The following is a 21,750-nucleotide window of genomic DNA, read 5'->3' as shown; positions in this document are numbered from 1 at the left end:
GCGCCTGGTCACGCGTCGCCGAGTCACTCGTTGATGGCGTGGATCGCGGGTGGGGCCGCCGCCTCGTTGCGATCGAAGCCGGCTCGCGTCTGCACCACGTAGAGCGGGCGGCGCTTCACCTCGGCGTGGATGCGCCCGACATAGAGCCCCACGATGCCCGTCATCAGCATGTTGATTCCACACAGCAGCGACACGAGGACGATCGTCGACGACCAGCCGGTCACGAGGTGGCTGTCGTTGCTGAGCCACATCAGCACCACCCAGCCGCCGTAGAGCATTGCGAGTCCGGAGACCGACAATCCGCACCAGATCGCCAGCCGCAAGGGCAGGTCGGAAAAGCCAAGTGCGGCATTCATCGCGAGCCGTACCATCTTGAACAGTGGGTATTTTGTCTCGCCCGCCGCGCGCTCGAGGCGGTGGAAGGCGACCTCGGCCTGCCGGAAGCCGAGCCAGGCGATCATGCCGCGCACGAAGCGATCCTGCTCCGGCATTTGCCGAAGGGCCTCGAGCACCTTGCGATCGATCAGGCGGAAGTCGCCGACGTCGGCGGGAATGCCGACGGAGGACATCCTGCCGAGAAGCCGGTAGAACAGATGCGCGGTCGCACGCTTGAAGCGGCTTTCCCCCTCGCGCGACAGGCGGCGGGCGTGGACGACGTCGTTGCCTTCCTGCCATTTTGCGATCAGTTGCTCGATCACTTCGGGCGGATCCTGCAGGTCGGCATCCATCACGATGATCGCGTCACCTTGCGCGGCGTCCATACCGGCGGTGATGGCGACCTGGTGACCGAAATTTCGCGACAGGCCGATATAGCGATAGCGCGGGTCGCGCGTGGCGAGCGCCTGCAGCACGATCGAGCTGGAATCGCGGCTGCCGTCGTCGACGAAGATCGCTTCTGCCGGCCCGTCGAGCCGCGACATGACCTGATCGAGGCGGCGCAGCAGGACCGGCAGCACGGCTTCCTCGTTGAACACGGGGATGACGAGGCTGTAGCGGATCGATCTGTGCCTGGCCGCCATGCGAAAGATTCCAACTGTGTTTCAGGAGCGGGACTCTAACGCGCCGGTGGTTAAGGTCGCCTTGTCGCAACGATTAAGGATCTATTGCTCCGGGGCCCATGCCGCGGGTTTAAACTACCCGGAGACGAAAGGGCGGAGCCGGTGGATGGCGCCTGATTGTCCGCGTTGTGCCGAGCGCACAAGGACGATCCATCCCGATCTCATCGCGCTTCAGGACCGGCGACGGATCCTGTAGAGAACAAATCGATCCGAACTGTCCAACAGCTGGAGCAGATCCGGCAGCGGATTCGCGGCAGGCGGCCCAACCAAATAGAGATAGTCGTAGTCCCGGTACCACGTGCGGACGAGGGGCGGGGCGTTCGCCGGCGGCTGGCCTGCCGCAATCGCAACGAGCAGCCCTGACGGCACTATTCCTCCGTCGGACAGCGCAAGACGGCGCACGGCCTCGCGTGTCCGTACGGGTTGCTTGCCGGCTTCCGTGAAGAGATTGATCACGAACGCGTCGGCATAGTGCACGGCCAGCGTCGGCGCATAGTACATCGGATAGGAGGTGAGGTCGCCGAAGGGCGGATCTCCATTGTCACCGGTGCTGCCAACCAGGACGCGCGAGCCGCGATCGAGCTTGTGGAACGACTCGATGATGGCCGCATAGTCGGCACGGTAAGGCAGCCACACCGCGAGGACGACGGCGAGATTGATCAATACGATGCAGCTGATCGCAGCGAGCGCAGCCATTTTCCACGCTCGGCCGGGCAGCGACAGCGAGCAGAAGGCGGGCAGGATCAGGGCCGCGGCGGGAATGATGCGGAGGTCGGCGAACGACGTTCCGAACAGTCTCGAAGGAATGACCAGGTACAGCAGCGCAAGGCCGATCGCGAGCCAGATCCCGGCTGGCTCGAGCTTGAGGATGCCGCGTCTGGTGGCGAAGTACAGCAAGATCGCGAGCGTCAGCCCGGTCGCCGCCGCTGCCGTCAGATTGTAGCCGTTCATGATGCGGAGCGGCCAAATCGGCTTGAACCCGAGGTACCAGCTCGAACCTTCCCCTCCGATCGAGCCGGCAGTCAGATGCATGACCACGAACAGCGCCAGCGCCGGCAGAGCCAGAGCGACGAGCCGCGCAGCGGCGACCGGGTACGCAATTCGCTGATCGCGGAGGCGCCAGAGCTCGTAGAGGCCAAGCGTCGCGCCGTAGATGCCGAGTGAAAAGAAGTGCGCCACGAACAGTGCAGCGACGAAGACCAGGTTGGCGGCGAAACGCAGCGGCCATGGGCGTTCTGCCAGCATCAGATAGACGGCGATGCCCCAGAGCGCGAGGCCCAGTCCGAACTCGAAGTTCACGAAGCCCCAGCTGAACGGCAGACAGTAGAGGAAAGCGAGCGCAGCGAAGCCGGCAAGATGAATCCGTCCCTTTCGGGTCCATTCGAGCAGCAGCGCGCCCCCGACGATCAGCAATTGGCTCAGCAGCAGAAACAGCCGTGTGGCGTTCTCGACGCTCATCAGCCGCGCCATCTGCGGGACCAGCAGATCCATCCCGAGATTGGGATAGAACGCCCACACCACCTCGTAATGCGGATTGGCGTTGGAAGTGCCGTTCTGGCTCAGAATGTACATGCGGGCGAGGTGATTGGGGTAATCGACCATCGCGGGGATCGGGGTCAGCAGCACCGGAAGAAACGAGACGGCCGCCAGCATTGCAAGAACGCCGATCGCCACGGATCGGTCCGAGCGGAGACGATCCGGAATGGTCAAGGTCGGCCTGTTGGAAGAAACCATGTCGTGGGATCGTTGGGTTTGAGCGCGGTGTGCGAGGTCTTGTCTGCGTCACGTCTGCAAGGACCGGCCGCCGCCCGGATCCGGACGCCTGCACGAAGTCCCGGCCGCGGGCCTAATCGCAAGCGGTCGATCGAATTGAAGACAGCGGCGGAATTCCTGATTCGCGAGACTTCGCCTGGCTATGCATCCTTCCGAACACGAGGCCGATGAGAGCGATGGTGAGGAGCGGTGATAGACGTCCCGCAGGTACATAAACCGCAGGGCTGAGCAGCGGGACCATCCAGATGCCGAGCCCGATCAGCCAGTCGAGAAGGCGTGGCGCATCGATCGATGCGGCGAGCCACAGCACGATGGCGACCGCCAGCAGCGTCGCATCATAGGGGCCTGAATGCGGGGCCGCCAGCACGGTTGCCGCAAGCAACACGATCAACTTGCTGTCGCTGTTCAGCGAGGAGCGAAACGCCACGAACGTCGCTGCCGCGCTCGATACGATCGCGCCCAATTGCAGGATCGAGGCGATTCGCTCCGGCACGCCCAGCAGTACCGCGCAGGCCCATACGCTGTGACCCCAGATGCGGCCATAGGCCAGCCATTTCTCGTCGGGGCTGACCAGATTGCTGAACGCCTGTGGTATCCACCGAATCCACGGCTCGATGCCAAAGATCATGACGCTTGCGAGCGCCAGTGCGAATGCCGAGCATACCGCCGCACACAGGCCGCGATATTGGCGCAGACCCAGCAGCGCGAACGGAACGAGCAGAAAGAATTGCGGCTTGAAGCTCAGGAGTCCGAGGATGGCGCCGCCAAGGAGCGGCTGCGGTCCGAGCAGTCTGGCGCCCGCCACCAGCAGTGCGGCGACGAGAAACGCGCATTGTCCATCGGCCAGATTGAGCGATGCGGATGGCGAGACCAGCACGGCAGCGATGATGTAGGGCGTCAGTTGCGGCTGCTCGGCGCGGTTGCGAAGCGCCCAAGCCAAGAAGCCTGCGGTCGCAGCCTGGAATGCAACATAGGAGCCGGCAAAACCGAGCGGAGCGAACGGCAGCAGCAGAACGAGAAAGCTGGGCGGATAGAACCATGGGCGGAACGCCAGCGGCACCGTAAGCCATGACGCGAACGACTGGTTGAGATGCGCGGTGAATGCCTCGGCATCGAGGACCAGCGCGAGCTTGCCGGCAAGCATCGATCTGATGGCGCCGTAGAACACCATCCAGTCAGTGCCGGGGGCGATGTGGTTCAGTCCGATCCATCCGGGATGGACGAAGGTCGAGACCAGAATGCCCCAGCCGAACAGCGCAGCGATCGACAAGGCCGGCAGGAACATCAGGGGGATTTCGATCCGGCGACGCGCCGGAGCGGATATCGGCGGCTGAAGGGACATGCTCATTTGCGAGCATCCTTCGGGATCTCAGCTCCCGGCGCCACGCCGGCCTGCCCGTCGTCCCGCACATGGACCACCGCAATGTCGTCCGCATAGATCCGCTTCCAACCCTTGATCTGGTCGAGGATCTGCGGGCCCGGCGCGTCGGCGACCAGGAGCGTCGCGTCGATCCTGTACTCATCCAACAAGCGCGGCAGCAATTCGGGCTTCTTGCCCTCCGTCGCCTTGAAGAAATCCACGACGAATTTCTCGCCATAGAGCTCGGCGCGGCCGTCGACGAAGACAGGGATGTCGCGCGAGATCAGATAGCCGCCGAACTGGTAGGCGTTGAAGATGCGCCGCACCTTGCGTTGCTCGAGCAGGTCGACCGCCGCCACCGGCGTCTGCGTCATCGTGAAGGTGAAGCGATGGTGTCCCAGATAGAGCGACGTCGAGGTCCAGCCTGCCGCCACGATCATCAGCGCGCCGAGCGCAGTGACATGGCGGGCCGGCCAGCGGTCGGCATCTGCGGCGTCGGGCGCCCGGCGCGGGAACATCCGGCCGAGCGGCTTTGCCAGCACCAGCGGCACCAGGAACGCAAATGCCTCGATGCTTCTGACATGGGTCAGCGCGCTCCAGGTCAGGAACAGGATCAGGAAGATCCGGGGCGCCGACAGCACGAGGCCCCGATAATAGCCGAACGCGATCAGGCCGAGCAGGGCGCCTTCGAACGAGGTGAACGTGGCGAAGTTCGCCGGCATCCATTCGAAGATCAGCGACAGCAGCTCGCCGAGGCTGAGGATGTTGGTCGCGCCTTGCAGCGTCCGCCAGCCGTAGGGTGTACAGCAGCTCGCGATCAACGCACCGATTCCGAACAGCACCCAGCGCATGAACAGGGCAAGCCGCCGTCCCTTCTCGGCATGCTCGACCGCCTCGAGCGAGATCGGACCGATCAGCGCGAGGCCCAGCACGAAGCCGCCGTGCAGGTTCGCCCAGAGCGCCATCAGCGGGAGCCAGGTCCAGGACGGCGCGCTCTTGCGGTCGGCGGCGGCCATCAGCAAGCCGACCCACCCCACCATGACGGGCAGCGCCAGGATATGCGGACGGGCGAGCACGTGATGCATCGACAGCAGCAGCGCCAGCATCGCGAACAGCACCGCGCGCGGTGCCTCGATCTGCGCGTCGAGGAAATGGACGAAGATGGCGGCGGTGAGCGCGACACCGACCGCGGTGATGATGACGGGGCCCGCCCAGCCCCAGTGCGCGAAGGAGAATGCGAACAAGACCTGCGACAGCCACGATGTCGAGATCCAGGCTTCGCCGGTGCGCGTGAAGGAGTAGAAGTCGGTGTACGGCACGGCGCCGTGATCGAGGATCCATCGCCCGATCTTGATCTGCCAGAACGAGTCGGAATCCTGAAGCAGCGTGTCGCCGAGATAGAGGAAGAACAGGTACGCGCCGGCACCGACGCACAGGGGCACCAGAGCCCGCGCGCGGCTCTGAACCGCGATGCTGTTGGCAAGGGAAAGGGACATGCCGCCTCGTCGTCCTGTTGTTCTCGTCGGGTCGGGCATGATCCGGACCCGGAGGGCCGCGTTAGCGCAAAGTACGTAGCGGTATTCCGAGTAGATCACGCTCAACAATCACCTGAAGCGCGATGAACTAGTCATCTCATCGCGCTTCAGTCCGAGCGGGCGGCATTGGACCATGGCGGTCATAACTTCGGGTAAATCGGCCGCGCTGGGCCGTGTCCCGACAATTTAACGGGTTGTTTTGGATTTCGATTTACCATCGGCGAATACTCGCAAACCACCCGATGTTTACGTAGTCGGATTAACTGCGGCGCAATTCTTTGCCTCTACGTTCGGTTCCATGGTCGGGCGGCGCTGGGAAGCCGAAAAGACCAGATCAGTTGTAAGCCTCGTGTACCCATTTGGAGCACTCCATGAAGAACCTCGTTGCGCGTTTCGTGAAGGATGAATCCGGCGCCACCGCCATTGAATACGGCCTGATCGCTGCCGGCATCGCGCTGGCGATCATCACCGTCGTCAACAATCTCGGCACCGCGCTGAACACCAAGTTCACCTCGATCTCGACCAGCCTCAAGTAAGGCCAGGACGAGCTGCGAATTTTCGAGAGCCCCGTCCCTGGCGGGGCTCTTTTTCGTACGAGGCGCCTGCAGCCGGATGGCGTTAGCGAGCATGATCCTGGACGCAGCTTCGCCAGCGCCTCATTGTGAGCCGGACATTTCGCCGCAAAAGCGACCTGAGAGCCCCGCCGCAGGCTCGCAAAGGATGGCCGTAGCGAACGGTTTCCAGCTGGCGGTCCCGTTCGGCAGTCAGCGTGACGCGGAGGGTGACTGCACCGGCGCGTCGTCGCGGACGTGAACCACGGCGATATCATCCGCATAGAGCCGCTTCCATCCCGGCAGATGGTCCATGATTCTGGCGGCGGGAACGGTGGTGTTCAGCAGCGTCGCGTCGATCCGGTAGGTCTCGAGCAGGCGCAGCAGTGTGTCCACGTTCTTGCCCTCGACGGCATCGAAATAGTCGAGCACGAACCGCTCGCCATACAGTTCGGCGCGGCCATCGATGAAGCTCTTGATGTTGCGGGTGATCAGATAGCCGCCGATCGGAGCGGTGCTGAAGATCCGTTGCGCGCGCCGTTTTTCGAGCACGTCGACCGCGGCCGCCGGTGATTGATTGCCGATGAACGCATACCGGCTCGGCGTGGCATAGGACCGCGTGATGCTCCAGCCGGCCGCGACGATGGCCAGCGCCGCGATTGCGGTCAGGGCAAAGGAGGGCCGCGCCTCGTTTCCCTTCAGCGCGGGCGCTCGCGTCACTCCGAAATGTTCGGCGAACGGTTTGGCCAGCACGAGGGGCGTCAACAGCGCGAAGGCCTCGATGTTTCTGACGTGGTTGAGTGCCGCCCAGATCAGCCCGAGCAGCAGGAATATGCGGGTCCATGACAGCACCACCCCGCTGCAATAGCCGATGGCGATCAAGCCGAGCAGGCTGGCGCCAAACAGGTCGAGCGAGCTGAAGTCGGCCGGCATCCACTCCCAGATCAGCGAGAGCAGCTTGCCGAGGCTGAGGATCTTGGTCGACGCCAGCAGCGTGTTCCAGCCATAGGGCGTGCAGCAGCTTGCGGCGAGCGCGGCAAGGCCGAACACGGCCCAGCGCGTCGCCAGGGCAAACCGGTCCTTGCGATCGCAGGACGCGATCGCATCGAGGCCGATGGCTCCGATCAGGGCCAGGCCCATGACGAAGCCGCCGTGAAGATTGGCCCACAGCGCCATCAGGGGCAGCAACAGCCAGGACGGCGCGCTACGCCGGTCAGCGGCCGCCAGCAGCCCGCCGACGAAGGCCACCATCACGGGCAGCGCCAGCATGTGCGGGCGCGCGAGAAAATGACCCATCGACATGAAGAGGAGCGGGGTGACGAGCACGAAAGCGCGTGCCGGCTCCAGATAGGGCTCGAGCAGGTGAACGAAGATCGCCGCCGTCGCGCCGATCGCGAGCGACGTCAGGATGACCACGCCGGACCAGTTCGACGGCTCGTAGACCAGTGCGAACAGGACCTGCGACAGCCAGGAGCTCGAGATCCACGCCTCGCCGGCGCGCGTGAACGAATAGATGTCGGTGTAGGGCATCGCGCGGTGTTCGAGGATCCACTGCCCGATCTTGATCTGCCACAGCGTATCCGAATCCCGCAGCATGATGTCGCCGACGCCCAGGAAGAACAGGTAGACACCGACGCCGATGCAGACCGGCAAAAGCCAGCGCGCAACGCCGCGGACCGGAACGCTGCTGATGACGGAAATCGACATTGGAGTCTCGGGGTTGGGCGACCGCGCGACGGCATTTGAGCACGACCGCCTTTAAGCTCGGGTAAACCGGGCGAGATCTGCGCTGCCAGAGGGTGAAAGGATGCGTTTACTACCTGCTCGCGTGAAGGCGGAACCTTGATTCGAGAATGCCGTCTTTGGCAGGGTGCTTTTTTGTAGGAGGGGGTCGGCAGCGGGATGACCGGTTGAGGGGCATGGCCGCGGACTGGCGCTCAACGTCGCCAGAGTCTCGCATGGTAGACCATCATCGTTCGGGGCGCGACTTCTTGACATTGCATGACACCCCGCGGCCGCGATGCATCGCCGTCAATGCCTTCAATTGTGATGGTCTGACGACTTTTGTTCCATACGACCTGACGAGGAACATCAAAATTCATCGACAGCGTAATCTCATCATCGCGGACGTCGGTAACCTCACCTCGGTAGAGCCGTCCTTCCTTGCCGCGCTCGAAGATCGCTTGTTTTGATGCAGCATCCATCGTGAAATACATGTACCCCGCGTCTTCGCAGCGAACGGAGATCGGATGCTGAATTGGTTCGCGAACCCGGAAGCTCAAAATGCTTCTCGGCGGTGTGACGGTGCACTGATGAGTCAATGTCGGCCGAAAGGTGGGGTCGTCGAATCCCGGCCAAGTCAACATCTTCTGATTGCGATCAAAGATCAGGTCGAGTCGTCCTGGACGGACGCGCAGCATGAATTCGATCTTTCCATCGTTCGTGGAAATGATCTCTCCTGAATATGCATTGATGCCGAAATTTGTCTCGACGTCTATCGACGGCGTTTCAAAGACGACAGCTTTTGCGTCGATGTCGAACGTCGCGAAGTAGGGGCGGACCGGAGCGCCACCTTCACACCGCACCGAAAATAAGTCGCTGGCTGTCGCGCGGTCTGATGTCAGCATCAGAAAGCAAGTGAGCGCGAGGCCCAGGAGCCGATTCATGTCGCACGCTCCGTTCGTCCATGAGACCCCCACGCCGCAGCTCGACAGCGCCGATCTCGCTCGAACTCTCGAAATTGCCCGGCAGTGAGGGGCGACGCCATCAGCACACTGCGCGCGACTGAGGTCAACGTCTGGCTGTGAACAGGATAAATGAACCTATAAGTTTATGATCGTAGCGCAATCCCAGGCGAAATACTCACAGGCGGAAGAGCGACCACTGAACTCAAATTGTGAACTGGCGGTCCAAGCCGTCGAAGAATACTCGTTCGGCCGCGCGATGGGTTAGTTGCACGTCGAACGGGCTGGCCAAGTGTGACGTTGATCCCGCGCTGCTCCGGGCAAACTCCCAGCGTTTGGACGGTGGCCTCGACAAAATGCCGTCGATGCAGGCTTGGCGCCTCCGTCCGCTCGCAATGACGCTTCACGCATTTCCCATCTTGTCATTCACCCTGAATAGTTGTTCAGTCCTTGCGGGGCGATTTGCATCTTTTGACGTGACGAAGCGTTTGGCCGCAGGGCGTGTGGCCGGCGTGTGGGACAGGAAGCGCGCCATGGTTTATCGGCGGACGCATCAAGTGGTGAAGCGCCTGGCGGCGCGGCGCAGCGCTATACTGGCGGCGGCGCGGGACGCGGCGGCGGAAGGCGGCATGGCGGCGGTGCAGATCGCGCCCGTCGCGGTCCGGGCCAATGTCGCGGCCGGCACGGTCTATCGCTACTTCCCCTCCAAGGCCGACCTGATCTCCGAGCTCATTGCCGAGGTCTCCCGCGACGAACTCGCGGCGATCCGGCGGGCGGCCGATGCTGCGCCGGGGCCGTCCTCGGCGCTGGCGGCGGCCGTGACCACCGTGGCGGTCCATACCCTGTCGCAGCGCAGACTGGCCTGGGGCATCCTGGCCGAACCTGTCGATGTCGATGTCAGCGCTTCGCGCCTCGCCAGCCGGCGCGAGATCGCGGGCGAAATCGCCGCGCGAATCGATGCCGCCGTGCGCGCCGGTCACCTGCCGGCTCAGGATACCGCGCTCGCCGCCACCGCATTGCTCGGCGCGCTGCACGAGGCCCTGGTCGGCCCGCTCGCGCCCGACAATCTCGATGATCCCGTCAAGATGCGCGATGCGGTGCAGACCGTGACGTTGCTGGCGCTCCGCGCGGTCGGCGTCATGGACGCCCGCGCCCGCGGCCTCGTGGTGCAGCAGACGCTGCTGCCGACGACGAAGGCGCTGGTCGGGGCTTGAAAAATCGCGCTGCGCGCGAGGTGTCGACCTGATCGCATTCAGGTCATTGCCCGCGCATGCTTTTTCGCGACATCCCAGCAAGCCGGCCGGTTCTGGCCGGCTACTGTGCATGGGGTTGTTTTTCGACTTTTTGTTTGGCCGCCCCGGCGGGCCTCACATGTTGGCGTCGCCCTCGGGGCCGACCGAGGCGATGCGCACCATGTTGGTGGTGCCGGGGATGCCGAGCGGCACGCCGGCGACGATGATCACGCGCTGGCCGGCGCGGACGAAGCCGTCCCGGAACGCGATCTGGCCGGCGCGGCTCACCATGTCGTCCTGGTCGCGCGCGTCTTCCGCCACCACGCAATGCACGCCCCAGGCCACGGCGAGCCGGCGGCCCGTGGTGATGTTCGGAGTGATCGCCACGATCGGCGGCTTCGGCCGCTCGCGGGCCACGCGCACCGCGGTCGAGCCCGAGCTGGTCCAGCAGATCAGGGCGGGCAGGTCGAGCGTCTCGGCGATCTGCCGGGCGGCGTCCGCGATGGCATCGCCCGCGGTGGATTCCGGCGCGGGACGCTGGGCCGTGACCACCGAGCGATAGGTCGGGTCGCGCTCGACCTCCTCGCCGATGCGGTTCATGGTCGAGACCGCCTCGACCGGGAATTTGCCGGCTGCCGATTCCGCCGACAGCATGATGGCGTCGGCACCCTCGTAGACGGCCGTGGCGACGTCGGAGACCTCGGCGCGGGTCGGCACCGGCGACTGGATCATCGATTCCAGCATCTGAGTCGCGATCACCACCGGCTTGCCGGCGCGGCGCGCCATCCGCGTCATCTGCTTCTGCAGGCTCGGCACGCGCTCGAGCGGCAGTTCGACGCCGAGATCGCCACGCGCCACCATCAGCGCGTCGGAGGCCTCGATGATGTCGGCGAGGCGATCGATCGCCTGCGGCTTCTCGATCTTGGCCATCACGGCGGCGCGGCCGCGGATCATCTTCTTGGCCTCGATGACGTCGTCGGCGCGCTGCACGAACGACAGCGCGATCCAGTCGACGCCGGTGACGAGGGCCGCCTCGAGGTCGGCGCGGTCCTTCGGCGTCATCGCCGAGACCGGCAGGTCGGTGTCGGGCAGGCTGACGCCCTTGCGGTCGCTCATCCTGCCGCCGACGACGACACGCGTCACCGCGTGCTCTTTCGAGGTCTCCTCCGCGATCAGCCGCACCTTGCCGTCGTCGAGCAGCAGCGCATGGCCTGGCCGCAGCGCAGCCAGGATCTCCGGATGCGGGAGATTGACGCGCGTGGCATCACCAGGCGTCTTGTCGGAATCCAGCGTGAAGGTCTGCCCATTCTGGAGCTGGACCGCGCCGTCGGCAAAGGCGCCAAGCCGGAGCTTGGGGCCCTGGAGGTCCACCAGGATGCCGATCGGCCGGCCATAGCTGCTCTCGACGTTGCGGATCGTCGCCACCAGCTCCCGCATCTTGTCATGCGGGGTGTGGCTCATGTTGATGCGGAACAGGTCGGCGCCGGCCTCGAACAGGCGGCGGATCATCGCGAGGTCTGAAGAAGCCGGTCCCAGGGTCGCGAGAATCTTGATACGGCGAAGACGCCTCATGGCTTATTTCCAGACGGGGGCGAGGGGGCTGGCGGGAGGCCAGGCGCCGCGGGGGGCGTACCACCGGGCGGACCATTGGGCAAACCCGGAACGCCGCCCGGGCCAACCGGGCCAGGCAGGCCAGGTACGCGTTGCTGCGCCGGCTGTTCGTTGGCGTCGGTCAGCTGCACCGTCCAGGCCCGCTGCTCACCGGTGTCGACCTCGAAATAGCCGGTCCGGTCATAGCCGCGCGCGAGGCAATCCTCGGTGCCGCGGATGGTGAACTCCTTGTCGCGCGAGCACATGAAGGCCTGGCCCGACCATTCGCCGCCGCGGTCATAGTCGATGGCATAGATGTAGTAGTAGCGGGCGACCAGCGTGCCCCGGAGCAGCGTCTCACAGGAGCGCGATGAGATGTTCCACCAACCCTCGGTGGTCCAGCCCTCGGCATCCTTGTAGCCGAGCGCGATCCCGACCCGGCTCGAAGTGTTGTTGCAGAGGCGGAAATCGGCCGAGGCCGGGCTGGCGCAAAGGCACAGCAGGGCGACGACCAGCACCGGGACCAACCGGGCGAGCAGGCGAAGCGGGAAGCGGGGAGATTCGGCAATCATTGTCGCGGAAGCTATACCAGATCATTGACGATTTGGCGTTGGGCCGGGGACGCGCCCCGTAACCGGGCTTTGGCCCGTTTGCGCCGCGATATGGCAAAATCTGTGACAGGACCCACCTGATCCCGTAAGGGTGACCGCCATCGGGACGGGCCCTTAAGGAATACAGCCATGGCAATCGACGACAAAACCAGAACGGAGCTCGAGGCGGCGGCTTTCCGGCGCCTGGTCGACCATTTGAAGACGCGGACGGACGTCCAGAACATCGATCTGATGAATCTGGCGGGCTTCTGCCGCAACTGCCTGTCCAACTGGCTCAAGGACGCCGCGGACGCCCAGGGCGTGCCCTTGAGCAAGGACGAGAGCCGGGAGGCCGTCTACGGCATGCCCTACGAGACCTGGAAGGCGAAGTACCAGGGCACGGCCACGCCCGAGCAGCTCAAGACGATGAAGAAGGTCCATCCCCACGGGCATTGAACGGCGCCCACCTCCAGCGCCCGAGTCGCACCCAGACAACAGCTTTCTTCGCCTCGGCGCACGAAGGTGTGGGCGCGCTGTGGACGAGCGCGATGCTTGCTTGAATGCAGCTGGCCCCAACCCTAAGGGTCTACCCAGCACGCGCGGTGAGGGATGCCGGCGTCACCTCGTTTTGCCAGTTCCATTGGGAGTACAAGATGGCCACCTCCGCCGCCGTCCGCGACGACGAGCCCGCGACGAAATTTGCCAAGGACCAGCTCAAGTCCATCATCGAGCGCATTGAGCGGCTGGAGGAAGAGAAGAAGGCGATCTCCGACGACATCCGCGACGTCTATGCCGAGAGCAAGGGCAACGGCTACGACGTCAAGGCGCTGCGCACCATCGTACGCCTGCGCAAGCAGGACCCCAACGAGCGCGCCGAGGCCGAGACCATTCTCGAGACCTACATGCAGGCGCTGGGGATGATCTGAAGGCGACAGGACCGCGCCTCATCCATAAGAGTACCTCGCCGGGCCGCAATTTGCGGACGGCCTGCGCTTGGGTAAAATCCGCTGGTCTGCTAGAATGCTCGGCGAAGGGACCGAGCAATGGATGTGCCTGGACCAGAGCGCAGGCTCGCCGCGGTCCTCGCGGCTGACATGGTCGGCTTTAGTCGGCTCATGGAGGTCGACGAGGGTGGCACGCTCGCGCGTCTCAAGACCCACCGGATCGAGCTCATCGATCCGGCGATTGCCAAAAATCACGGCCGCATCATCAAGACCACGGGCGACGGCCTGCTGGTCGAATTCCACAGCGTCGTCGATGCAGTGTTGTGCGCTGCTGAAATTCAGAGCCGGATGGGGCGCCGCAACGCCGATGTCCCGCCGCCGCGATGGATCCAATTCCGCATCGGTATCAATCTGGGCGACGTGATCGTCGACCAGAACGACATTTTCGGCGACGGTGTCAACGTCGCGGCACGGTTGGAGGCGCTGGCCGAACCCGGAGGCATCTGCATCTCCAGCGCGGTGCGCGACCAGCTGGGCCAGCGTCTCGATGGCGTCGCATTCGAGGACATCGGCGAGCAGAACGTCAAGAACATCGCGCGTTCCATCCGCGTTTACCGGATTCGACTGGAGGATGGGCTGGCAAGCGCGACAGCCGGCACGACGGCCGCTGCAAAGGCGACTGGCAAGTCGAAGAAGCCGTCCATCGCCGTGCTGCCCTTCGCCAACATGAGCGGCGATCCGGAGCAGGAGTTCTTTGCGGACGGTTTGACCGAGGACATCATCACGGAGCTTTCACGCTTCCACGACCTGCTGGTGATCTCGCGCAACTCGACGTTCGTGTACAAGGGAAAGTCGGTCAAGGTACAGGATGTCGGCCGCGAATTCGGTGTCGACTACGTCATCGAGGGAAGCGTGCGAAAGGCCGGAGATCGCGTCCGCGTCACCGTGCAGCTGATCGATGCCGAGACGGATCGGCATATCTGGGCCGAGCGCTATGACGGCGAGCTCAAGGACATCTTCGCGATCCAGGACGAGATGACCCGGGCGATCGCCGCCACGTTGCCCGGCCGTGTCGAGGCCGCGACGCACGATCGGGCGAACCGCAAACCGACGGACAACATGGCAGCCTATGAATGCGTGCTGGCTGCGAAGATCCTGCACCATCGCTCCAATCGCGAAGACAATGCGCGGGCGCAACTTCTGCTTGGTCGGGCGCTCGAACTCGACGCGAACTATGCTCACGCGCACGCGTGGAAGGCGTGCGTCCTCGGCCAGACCTGGGTCTATAACTGGTGCGCGGATCGCGACGCCACCTTCGAGCAGGTGGCTGCAGAGCTGGAAACCGCGCTGGGCCTCGACGACAATGACAGCGACGTCCACCGCATCCTCGCGGCACTCAATCTGAACCGCGACGACCATGGCAAGGCCGCCTATCATCAGGAACGCGCGCTCGCGCTCAACCCGAACTATGACCTCGTGGTGGTGCAGCAGGGCGAACTGCTGACCTGGTTGGGGCGGCCGGAGGAGGGCATCGACTGGATCAAGAAGGCGATGCGGCTCAATCCGTATCACCCGGAGCGGTTCTGGAGCCATCTCGGGCGCGCCTATTACTGTGCCGAGAAATACGCCGAAGCCGCCGAAGCCTTCTCGAGGATCTCACGCCCCGATCACACCCATCACGCCTTCCTTGCCGGGATCTTCGCGCAGATGGGCAATGCAGTGGCGGCTGGCGCGCACGCGGCCGAAGTTCTCAAGCGTGAGCCGGCATTTTCGGTGGCCAGTCATCTCGCTACCCAGCATTATAAGCAGGAGGTCGATCGTCAGCGCTATGAGGCGGGCCTTCTCCGGGCAGGCCTGCCGGCTTGATCCGGCGCACGGCGGCGACCGACTGCCGATCCATCGAGAGTGAGACGGTGACCGAGCCGATATTGCCGCGCGAGGTGAGCCGGGCCTTCGACGCCTTTCCGACGCCGATGCGTAAGCGGCTTCTTCAGGTACGCAAGCTGATCTTTGCGACCGCCGCGGCGCATGAGGAGGTCGGGCGGCTCAGCGAAACCCTGAAATGGGGTGAACCGGCCTACCTGACCGAAGAGACGGGCAGCGGCTCAACGATCAGGCTGGGCCGCCTGAAGGCTTCCGATCACGCCGCCATTCTGTTCAACTGCAAGACGACGCTGATCGACACCTTTCGCGAGCGCTTTCCAGATAAGTTCGAGTATCGGCAGACCAGGGCGTTGCTGTTGCCGGTGGCGGGCAAATTGCCGAAGCGGGAGCTCGCCGTCTGCTTGTCGCTGGCGCTGACCTATCATCTGGACCGGCGGGGCGGGAAAGCGAAATAAATAGATGCTGTGAACCTGTAGCCCGGATGAGCCAAGCGATATCCGGGCTGTTTCAGCGCGCGCCGCTTTCCCGGATGTCGCTGCGCTCATCCGGGCTACGAGGCCGAGTTCGTGGATAGAGAGAGGGGCTACCGGCCTCAGCGCAGCGCCGCGGTGCGCATGACGAACGACGTCGTCTCGAGCTTCGCGGTCGCGCTGCCCGAGAAGCTGTCGCAGGACAGGCCCTGCATCGGATCGTCGACAAAACCCATCGCGACGACCGCGCGTGGCTTGACGAAATAAGCACGCAGCGCGACCGTGTCGAGCTCGCCCATCAGCGTCACCGACATCGCGCGGCTGGCGCTCGGCGACAGCATCACGATCTTGAGCCAGATGTTTTCGCCCTTGGCCGCAGAGAGGCGGGTAGCGGTTGCGACCCTGCCGTCGATGCTCTTGCCGACCACCATGTTGATCTCCGTCGCCTGGGCCACGCTGCGGGAGGCCGCAGACGGGCGGGCGGTGCGCGGGATCGGCGCTGACGCTGCGACGACGTTGGCGCGGTCGACCGGGGAGGCCGCCGGTGCGTAAGCCAGGGCCTGGAAGGCCGCGCTGGTCACGCTCGCGGTTGGTTGCGGATCGGTGGCGGCGGCCAGCGCCTGACGCGCCTTCAACGCTGCGACCTGAGCCGGCGTCGCCTGCTGCGGCGCGGCCGGGACATCATCCCAGAAGCCGCGGGCGTTGATGATGTCGGCCGGTGTCTCCAGCTTGCCCTCGACAGACTTGCCGGTCGCCGGCTTGTCAGCCACGGGCGCGGGCTTCGGCGGCGCAACGATCTGGGCATCGGCCGAAGCGAGCTGGAGGGTTGCGGCGATCTGCGGCTTGGCGCGGGGCGTCGGCACCGGCTCGGCGGGCTTGGCGGCGGCTGCGACCACGGTCGGCGCGGACGGCTTCGCGGCCGTTGCGGGCGCGCCCTCGTCATCCTCGTCGCTGCTCGCGGCGGGAGCCGGCTTGCTCCTGAACAAGGCGGCGAAGAAATTCGGCTTGCTGCCGGCGTCGTCGCCGCTGCTGCGCCGCTCGATCTCGGCCCTGGCCAGCTCATAGTTCTTCAGCGGAACGCCGTCGGTCGGCAGATGCACCGTCTTGCCGTCCGGGAAGACGCGGGCGAGCTGGTCATGCGTCATGCGCGGCCAGTGCCGAACGCTGCCGGTGTCCAGATGCACGAAGGGCGAGCCTGACGTTGGATAGAAGCCGACGCCGCCGCGCTGGAGACGCAGGCCGGCGAAACGGATCTGCTCCAGCGGCACGCCGGGGATGTAGAAGTCCATCGCATGTCCGAGCATGTGCTGGCTGGAGCGCGCCACGCCGGAGGAGCGGCGGCGGAGCATGGCGTTGGTGGCGGGGGAGCGGTAGGAGGAGATGATCTGGATCGGCTGCTTGCCGTCGACGTCGCGATAGACTTCCCAGAGGATGTCGAAGAGGCGACGGTCCATGACCGTCTCGTCCTGGGTGCGCCAGTCGCGCAGGAAATGGTTGAGCTGCTTCAGCGCGGCCTCGTCATAGCGGCCGTCGCGCTTGAAGGTGACGGTGAGGTCTTCGCCGGAATGGGTGTGGTGGAAGGAGAGCGTCTTGGTCTCGTTCAGCGCCGCGGCGTCGTGGACCGAGCCTGCGGCGGCAAGCAGCAACACGGAGGCGAGGCCGATCCGGGATCCGGCCTTCACCCCCGCATGGGACAACGACAGCGCAACGAATTTGCGTGCGAAACCAGTCAGCACGTATGAGCCCACCCAGTCGACGAGCGTTCAAAATGGACTCTCCCGCCAACCCCGTTAGCAGCGCGAAGAGGATGAACGCTTTCTTAAAGCAAGAAGGTTAATTCGAGGTTGACCTTCCCGCCCCCAAACCAAGTCAGAGTACGATCCTAAGCGGTTGACTGTGGCAAAAAAACGCCCGCCGCCCCGGCGCGGGTTGGCGCATGGTTAACGATAGGCGGCCCCATCCAAAGGACGGGGCCGCTGATTTCATTGCAGAATTCTTGTGAGAATGGCGCTGAGCCGGCCTCAGCGGGTAAACACCCGCTGCGGACGACGGCCGATCGGCGCCGGCGGCTGGGCCGGGGTCGGCGCTCCGAACAGCCGCTCGAAGAAGTTCGGGCCGGACGAGCCGAAGCCACCGCCATTGTTGGCCACCGCCACGCCGGAGGGCAGCGTCGTCGCCGGGCGCGAATAGCTCGGCTGGGAATGGGCGACGACAGCCTCGAGGTCCTTGCCGCGGTTGTTCTTCAGGATGTTGATCATGGCCGCATCGCGACCGTAGATGTCCTTGCGGAATTGCAGCTTGCCGGCGTCATCCACGAACGCAGTCTGATAGGTGATGTTGACCGGGATCGGGGTCGGGAATTTCAGATCGATCTCGCTCTTGCCGTACATGCTGCGCACGCGCTCCGGCGTGTACTTCTCGCTCGGCATGGTGATGTTGAGCAGCACGGAGGCGTATTGATCCGGATTCTGTACGCGCATGCAGCCATGGCTGAAGGCGCGCTCGTCCCTGGCGAACAATTGCTTGTCCGGCGTGTCGTGCTGATAGACCAGGAACTTGTTCGGGAAGTTGAAGCGAATGCGGCCGAGCGCGTTGGCTTCGCCGGGCGGCTGCGAGATGTGCACCGAGCCATCGCGGTTCTGCTCGAGCCTGAGGCCCATGCGCTGAAGCACCGTCGGGTCCTGCTGCAGCGCCGGCAGGTATTCGTTGTAGACGATCGACGGCGGCACGTTCCAGGTCGGATTGACCGTGATGTACTTCATCGTCTCGGTCAGCAGCGGGGTGGCGTGCTGGCCGGGCTTGCCGGTCACGACGCGGGTGGTCCAGACCTGCTGGCCGCGCTGCATCACCTTCAGCGTGAAGTCGGGAATGTTGAGGATGACATAGGCATCACCCAGCGAAGGCGCGCCGAGGTCGCGCGGCAGCCAGCGCCAGCGCTCCATGTTGACCAGCACGACGTCGATCTGCTTGTCGCGCTTGGGAGTGTTGAGCGCCTTGACGGTCTTGTCGTCGAGAATACCCGTCGCCTTCATCTCGGCGCCGCTCTGGAATTTGCGCACGGCCTCGGCGACCGCCGCGTCGTAGCGGGTGTCGCCGGCGTTCTCGGCAAGGCCGAGCTTGGCGCGGAGCTGCGGCACGCGCGGATCTTCGACGACGATTTCAGCGCGCTTCTTGCTGTCCGGGGTGTATTTCAGCGCCGGGCCGTCGGCGATCTCGATCACCGGGCCGTTGCCCTGGCCGCGCAACTCGGCGAGCTTGGCCTTCAGCTCCTTGTAGAGCTTGTGCGGCGGGTTGTAGCTGTCGAGCGCTGCGGAAGCATCCGCCACGGTCGTGACCTTGGCGAGCACCTCGTTGGGGTCGACCGGATGCTCGGGATAGAGAATGTCGCCGCTGACCTGCGACCAATGCATGCGGCCGCTCTGGGCATGGCGCGCGTAGTCGAACATGCTGGCGGTGAGCTTGAGCTCGGCATCCGCCAGTGCATCGGGCGTCGTGGCGGCGGCGAAATCCGGCAACGGATAGTCCGCGGGATTGAGGCCGTCGGAGGCCGCGTCCTTCAGCCGCGCGATCACGCCCTTCGCCGCAGCGGTCGGGTTGCCGCCTTGGGTCCAGACCGGCGCGAAATCGCGTGCGCCGTAGAACTTCTCGATCGCCGCGCGCTCGTTCTTGCGGTCGAAATAGCGCGAGGTCTTGGCGCCAATGATGTCCTTGAGCTTGTCCGCGACCGGCTGGTCGGCTGCGGGCACGTTGCTCGCGGCCTTCACCGGCTCGGCGGCGGGAGCCGCTGCAGCAGGTGCCGCGGGAGCCGCCGGCGTGGCGGTCGCGGTGTCAGCCTTTGCAGGCTCGGTGTTTGCAGGCTCGGTTTTCGCAGTCTCACTCTTCGGCGCTTCGGGCGCCGGCGTGGTGGCGACGTCGGACGGCCTGGTCTCGACCTTGTCCGGCGCAGGCGCGGCGTCCGCCTTGACGGGCTCCTTCGCGATTTCCTTGGTGGGATCCTGCACCGTGGCGGTGGTGTCGAGCTTGATGTCGGCTGCTGTGGGGGGCGGGACGTTTGCCGGCTCGGGGCGCGGGATCGCAGCTTCGATCGCGAGTTCGGCGGCGCTGCTGCGCGCCTGGTCCTGCGCCAGCGCCGAGTTGGCGGACACCGCGAGGAAGGTCGCTGCGACCGTCATCAAGACACGGTCAAAGCCCGCACGGTGGTTCAAACAGTCACGCATTGTGTCGCACCCCTCGGGTGAGCTGTCCACTCGTGGAACAGCTTCGTTATCGCCTATTGATGAGCTTCGGCTAAACTGCGCCGGCCTCTCGAAAGTTGCACGCCTGCACGCAACGATTCCTACGCAGACGATATACAGGCCCCGATTCTGCGGCCAGCGCTACCCGGGACGACTCACGACAAACTGACTTCAAGGGAGCCTCTTGGCAACGGATTGTGCGCTTCTGCCACGCGGTTTTCCCTCTGTCTGTCACTTCCGGGTCACGGTTCAAATCGCAGTCGAATTCTGTCGTCATGCGAACGGCTTACCGCTGTCACGCACCGTCGCGCGAATCTCCGTTTGCACCCGGCTCAGTGCGTCTCCTCACCGCTTTTGCCGCCATGTCCGGGAACCCCGGCCTCGTCGAGTTTACGGTAGAGCGTCGACCGGCCGATCTTGAGGCGGCGAGCCACTTCGGACATCTGGCCGCGATAATGCGAGATCGCGAAGCGGATGATCTCGTTCTCCATGTCCTCCAGCGCGCGGACATCGCCGGTCGCGGTGAGCATGGCGAGAGTTCCCACGGCGGGGAGTGGCGCGATGGGTATTTCGTTACCTGACACCACCGAAGGCATCGCCGGCGGCTCGAGCATCAACGGTGCGGTCGGAATATCCGTGACGGGATGCGGCTGCGAGGCGAGCAGGGGAAAATCGCCAATGTCGAGCTGGTCGCCGTCGCTCATCACCACGGCGCGGTAGACCGCGTTTTCGAGCTGGCGGATGTTGCCGGGCCAGTCGAGCTGGGCCAAGTGCGCGACCGCCTCGCCGCTGATGCCGGTGATCTGGCGGTTCTCCTCGGCGGCAAAGCGCGCCAGGAAATGCCTGAGCAGATGCGGGATGTCCTCGCGCCGGGCGCGCAGCGAGGGAATCGTCAGTGGCAGCACGTGCAGGCGATAGAACAGGTCTTCCCGGAAATGTCCCTGTTTCACCCGCTCCAGCAGCTTGCGATTGGTTGCCGAGATGATGCGGACGTCGACCTTGACCGGCTTGCGGCCGCCGACAGCCTCGACGGCACCTTCCTGCAGCGCGCGCAGCAGCTTCACCTGCGCGGTCAGCGGCAGCTCGCTGACCTCGTCCAGAAACAGCGTGCCGCCATGAGCTTCGACAAACTTGCCCATGTGCCGCTCGGTGGCGCCGGTGAAGGCGCCCTTCTCGTGGCCGAACAGGATGGATTCGACGAGGTTGTCGGGAATCGCGCCGCAATTGACCGCGACGAATGGCTTGGCCTTGCGCTCGCCGCTGCCATGGATGGCGCGCGCGAACATTTCCTTGCCGACGCCGGACTCGCCCTCGATCAGCACGGGGATCGCGGAATTCGCCGCCTTCTGCGCGGCGCGCATCACCGGGGTCATTGCCTCAGCGCGCGTGATGATGTCGGAGAAAGTCAGCCGGCCCTCACGGCTGTGACGGATGCGCTGCAATTCGCCCTTGAGCGCGGACGTGTTGAGCGCGTTGCGCAAGGAGACCTGGAGCCGCTCGACGCCGACCGGCTTGACGACGAAATCGGCCGCGCCTGCGCGCATCGCCGAGATCACGTTGTCGATGCCGCCATGGGCGGTCTGCACGATGACAGGGATGCTCAGGCCGGCTTCGCGGATCTTCGCGAGTACGCCCATGCCGTCGAGGCCGGGCATCACGAGATCGAGGATGACGGCGTCGATGGCCGGTGCATCGGGGGCGGTGAGGGTGGCAATTGCGGCGTCCCCGGAGTCCACGACGACCGTCTCATAGCCGCATTTCTGCACCATGTTCTCGACCAGCCGGCGGGCTACAGCGTCGTCGTCGGCGATCAAAATACTGGCAGCCATGGTGTTCCCCGCACG

At 64.7% G+C, this 21,750-nt stretch carries 17 protein-coding genes; 6 read left to right on the top strand and 11 right to left on the bottom strand.

Annotation, left to right across the window (positions count from 1 at the left end; genetic code table 11):
* Positions 1–23: 23 nt before the first annotated feature.
* From H1B27_RS29705 to H1B27_RS29690, 4 genes are all read right to left on the bottom strand, one after another.
* Entirely contained in the window at positions 24–1,019 is a 996-nt protein-coding gene (locus H1B27_RS29705) for a glycosyltransferase family 2 protein (protein ID WP_197968502.1), read from the bottom strand.
* A 210-nt stretch (positions 1,020–1,229) separates the two neighbouring features.
* Complete coding sequence (locus tag H1B27_RS29700) at positions 1,230–2,792, bottom strand: hypothetical protein (RefSeq protein WP_061880848.1); 1,563 nt, start codon at positions 2,790–2,792, stop codon at positions 1,230–1,232.
* 112 nt (positions 2,793–2,904) lie between these two features.
* Positions 2,905–4,179, bottom strand: coding sequence for a glycosyltransferase family 87 protein (locus H1B27_RS29695; protein ID WP_246515791.1), 1,275 nt, complete (start codon positions 4,177–4,179; stop codon positions 2,905–2,907).
* Positions 4,176–5,687, bottom strand: coding sequence for a hypothetical protein (locus H1B27_RS29690; protein ID WP_197968501.1), 1,512 nt, complete (start codon positions 5,685–5,687; stop codon positions 4,176–4,178). The genes H1B27_RS29695 and H1B27_RS29690 overlap by 4 nt, the downstream gene beginning before the upstream one ends.
* Positions 5,688–6,097: 410 nt before the next feature.
* On the opposite strand from H1B27_RS29690, the gene H1B27_RS29685 reads away from it, so the two are divergent.
* The gene (locus tag H1B27_RS29685) at positions 6,098–6,262 is read left to right on the top strand and encodes a Flp family type IVb pilin (RefSeq protein WP_061880846.1); all 165 of its coding nucleotides are present in this window, start codon (positions 6,098–6,100) and stop codon (positions 6,260–6,262) included.
* A 228-nt stretch (positions 6,263–6,490) separates the two neighbouring features.
* On the opposite strand, the gene H1B27_RS29680 is transcribed toward H1B27_RS29685, so the two are convergent.
* Positions 6,491–7,984: a hypothetical protein gene (locus tag H1B27_RS29680; protein WP_197968500.1), complete on the bottom strand. Its 1,494-nt coding sequence runs from the start codon at positions 7,982–7,984 to the stop codon at positions 6,491–6,493.
* A gap of 230 nt (positions 7,985–8,214) precedes the next feature.
* A complete protein-coding gene (locus tag H1B27_RS29675) occupies positions 8,215–8,943 on the bottom strand; it encodes a hypothetical protein (protein WP_061880844.1) in 729 nt (242 codons plus the stop codon).
* 551 nt (positions 8,944–9,494) lie between these two features.
* Between H1B27_RS29675 and H1B27_RS29670 the strand changes: the two genes are divergently transcribed.
* Positions 9,495–10,175 (top strand): TetR/AcrR family transcriptional regulator, encoded by a 681-nt coding sequence (locus H1B27_RS29670; RefSeq protein WP_028180633.1) that lies wholly within the window; start codon positions 9,495–9,497, stop codon positions 10,173–10,175.
* 153 nt (positions 10,176–10,328) lie between these two features.
* Here the strand turns inward: H1B27_RS29670 and pyk are convergent, their stop codons facing one another.
* Both pyk and H1B27_RS29660 read right to left on the bottom strand, forming a co-directional pair.
* Positions 10,329–11,765, bottom strand: a complete 1,437-nt coding sequence (pyk, locus tag H1B27_RS29665) for a pyruvate kinase (protein ID WP_197968499.1) — start codon at positions 11,763–11,765, stop codon at positions 10,329–10,331.
* On the bottom strand, positions 11,762–12,355 hold the full coding sequence (locus tag H1B27_RS29660) for a DUF1036 domain-containing protein (protein ID WP_028180635.1): 594 nt from the start codon (positions 12,353–12,355) through the stop codon (positions 11,762–11,764). The genes pyk and H1B27_RS29660 overlap by 4 nt, the downstream gene beginning before the upstream one ends.
* Positions 12,356–12,523: 168 nt before the next feature.
* On the opposite strand from H1B27_RS29660, the gene H1B27_RS29655 reads away from it, so the two are divergent.
* From H1B27_RS29655 to H1B27_RS29640, 4 genes are all read left to right on the top strand, one after another.
* A complete protein-coding gene (locus H1B27_RS29655) occupies positions 12,524–12,829 on the top strand; it encodes a DUF1244 domain-containing protein (protein ID WP_197968498.1) in 306 nt (101 codons plus the stop codon).
* 197 nt (positions 12,830–13,026) lie between these two features.
* A complete protein-coding gene (locus H1B27_RS29650) occupies positions 13,027–13,299 on the top strand; it encodes a DUF2312 domain-containing protein (RefSeq protein ID WP_008546273.1) in 273 nt (90 codons plus the stop codon).
* A 117-nt stretch (positions 13,300–13,416) separates the two neighbouring features.
* Entirely contained in the window at positions 13,417–15,183 is a 1,767-nt protein-coding gene (locus H1B27_RS29645; protein ID WP_197968497.1) for an adenylate/guanylate cyclase domain-containing protein, read from the top strand.
* Between the two features lie 47 nt (positions 15,184–15,230).
* A complete protein-coding gene (locus H1B27_RS29640) occupies positions 15,231–15,656 on the top strand; it encodes a DUF1801 domain-containing protein (protein WP_197968496.1) in 426 nt (141 codons plus the stop codon).
* 137 nt (positions 15,657–15,793) lie between these two features.
* On the opposite strand, the gene mepK is transcribed toward H1B27_RS29640, so the two are convergent.
* From mepK to H1B27_RS29625, 3 genes are all read right to left on the bottom strand, one after another.
* A complete protein-coding gene (gene mepK, locus H1B27_RS29635) occupies positions 15,794–17,407 on the bottom strand; it encodes a peptidoglycan L,D-endopeptidase MepK (RefSeq protein ID WP_311977144.1) in 1,614 nt (537 codons plus the stop codon).
* A 285-nt stretch (positions 17,408–17,692) separates the two neighbouring features.
* Positions 17,693–19,888, bottom strand: coding sequence for a L,D-transpeptidase family protein (locus tag H1B27_RS29630; RefSeq protein WP_197968494.1), 2,196 nt, complete (start codon positions 19,886–19,888; stop codon positions 17,693–17,695).
* A 350-nt stretch (positions 19,889–20,238) separates the two neighbouring features.
* A complete protein-coding gene (locus H1B27_RS29625) occupies positions 20,239–21,735 on the bottom strand; it encodes a sigma-54-dependent transcriptional regulator (RefSeq protein ID WP_197968493.1) in 1,497 nt (498 codons plus the stop codon).
* Between the last annotated feature and the right edge of the window lie 15 nt (positions 21,736–21,750).

Source organism: Bradyrhizobium diversitatis (assembly GCF_016031635.1).
In the GTDB taxonomy this organism is placed as follows: domain Bacteria; phylum Pseudomonadota; class Alphaproteobacteria; order Rhizobiales; family Xanthobacteraceae; genus Bradyrhizobium; species Bradyrhizobium diversitatis.
Note: the sequence above shows the minus strand (reverse complement) of the source record. Positions and strands in the feature narration are given on the sequence as shown.

Excerpts from the sequence above, each read along its gene's own strand:
- H1B27_RS29685 (WP_061880846.1), top strand. The coding sequence starts at position 6,098 with ATGAAGAACCTCGTTGCGCGTTTCGTGAAGGATGAATCCGGCGCCACC.
- H1B27_RS29625 (WP_197968493.1), bottom strand. The coding sequence starts at position 21,735 with ATGGCTGCCAGTATTTTGATCGCCGACGACGACGCTGTAGCCCGCCGG.
- pyk (WP_197968499.1), bottom strand. The coding sequence starts at position 11,765 with ATGAGGCGTCTTCGCCGTATCAAGATTCTCGCGACCCTGGGACCGGCT.
- H1B27_RS29645 (WP_197968497.1), top strand. The coding sequence starts at position 13,417 with ATGGATGTGCCTGGACCAGAGCGCAGGCTCGCCGCGGTCCTCGCGGCT.
- H1B27_RS29695 (WP_246515791.1), bottom strand. The coding sequence starts at position 4,179 with ATGAGCATGTCCCTTCAGCCGCCGATATCCGCTCCGGCGCGTCGCCGG.
- H1B27_RS29705 (WP_197968502.1), bottom strand. The coding sequence starts at position 1,019 with ATGGCGGCCAGGCACAGATCGATCCGCTACAGCCTCGTCATCCCCGTG.
- H1B27_RS29670 (WP_028180633.1), top strand. The coding sequence starts at position 9,495 with ATGGTTTATCGGCGGACGCATCAAGTGGTGAAGCGCCTGGCGGCGCGG.
- H1B27_RS29700 (WP_061880848.1), bottom strand. The coding sequence starts at position 2,792 with ATGGTTTCTTCCAACAGGCCGACCTTGACCATTCCGGATCGTCTCCGC.
- H1B27_RS29660 (WP_028180635.1), bottom strand. The coding sequence starts at position 12,355 with ATGATTGCCGAATCTCCCCGCTTCCCGCTTCGCCTGCTCGCCCGGTTG.
- H1B27_RS29650 (WP_008546273.1), top strand. The coding sequence starts at position 13,027 with ATGGCCACCTCCGCCGCCGTCCGCGACGACGAGCCCGCGACGAAATTT.
- H1B27_RS29630 (WP_197968494.1), bottom strand. The coding sequence starts at position 19,888 with ATGCGTGACTGTTTGAACCACCGTGCGGGCTTTGACCGTGTCTTGATG.
- H1B27_RS29655 (WP_197968498.1), top strand. The coding sequence starts at position 12,524 with ATGGCAATCGACGACAAAACCAGAACGGAGCTCGAGGCGGCGGCTTTC.
- H1B27_RS29690 (WP_197968501.1), bottom strand. The coding sequence starts at position 5,687 with ATGTCCCTTTCCCTTGCCAACAGCATCGCGGTTCAGAGCCGCGCGCGG.
- H1B27_RS29680 (WP_197968500.1), bottom strand. The coding sequence starts at position 7,984 with ATGTCGATTTCCGTCATCAGCAGCGTTCCGGTCCGCGGCGTTGCGCGC.
- H1B27_RS29675 (WP_061880844.1), bottom strand. The coding sequence starts at position 8,943 with ATGAATCGGCTCCTGGGCCTCGCGCTCACTTGCTTTCTGATGCTGACA.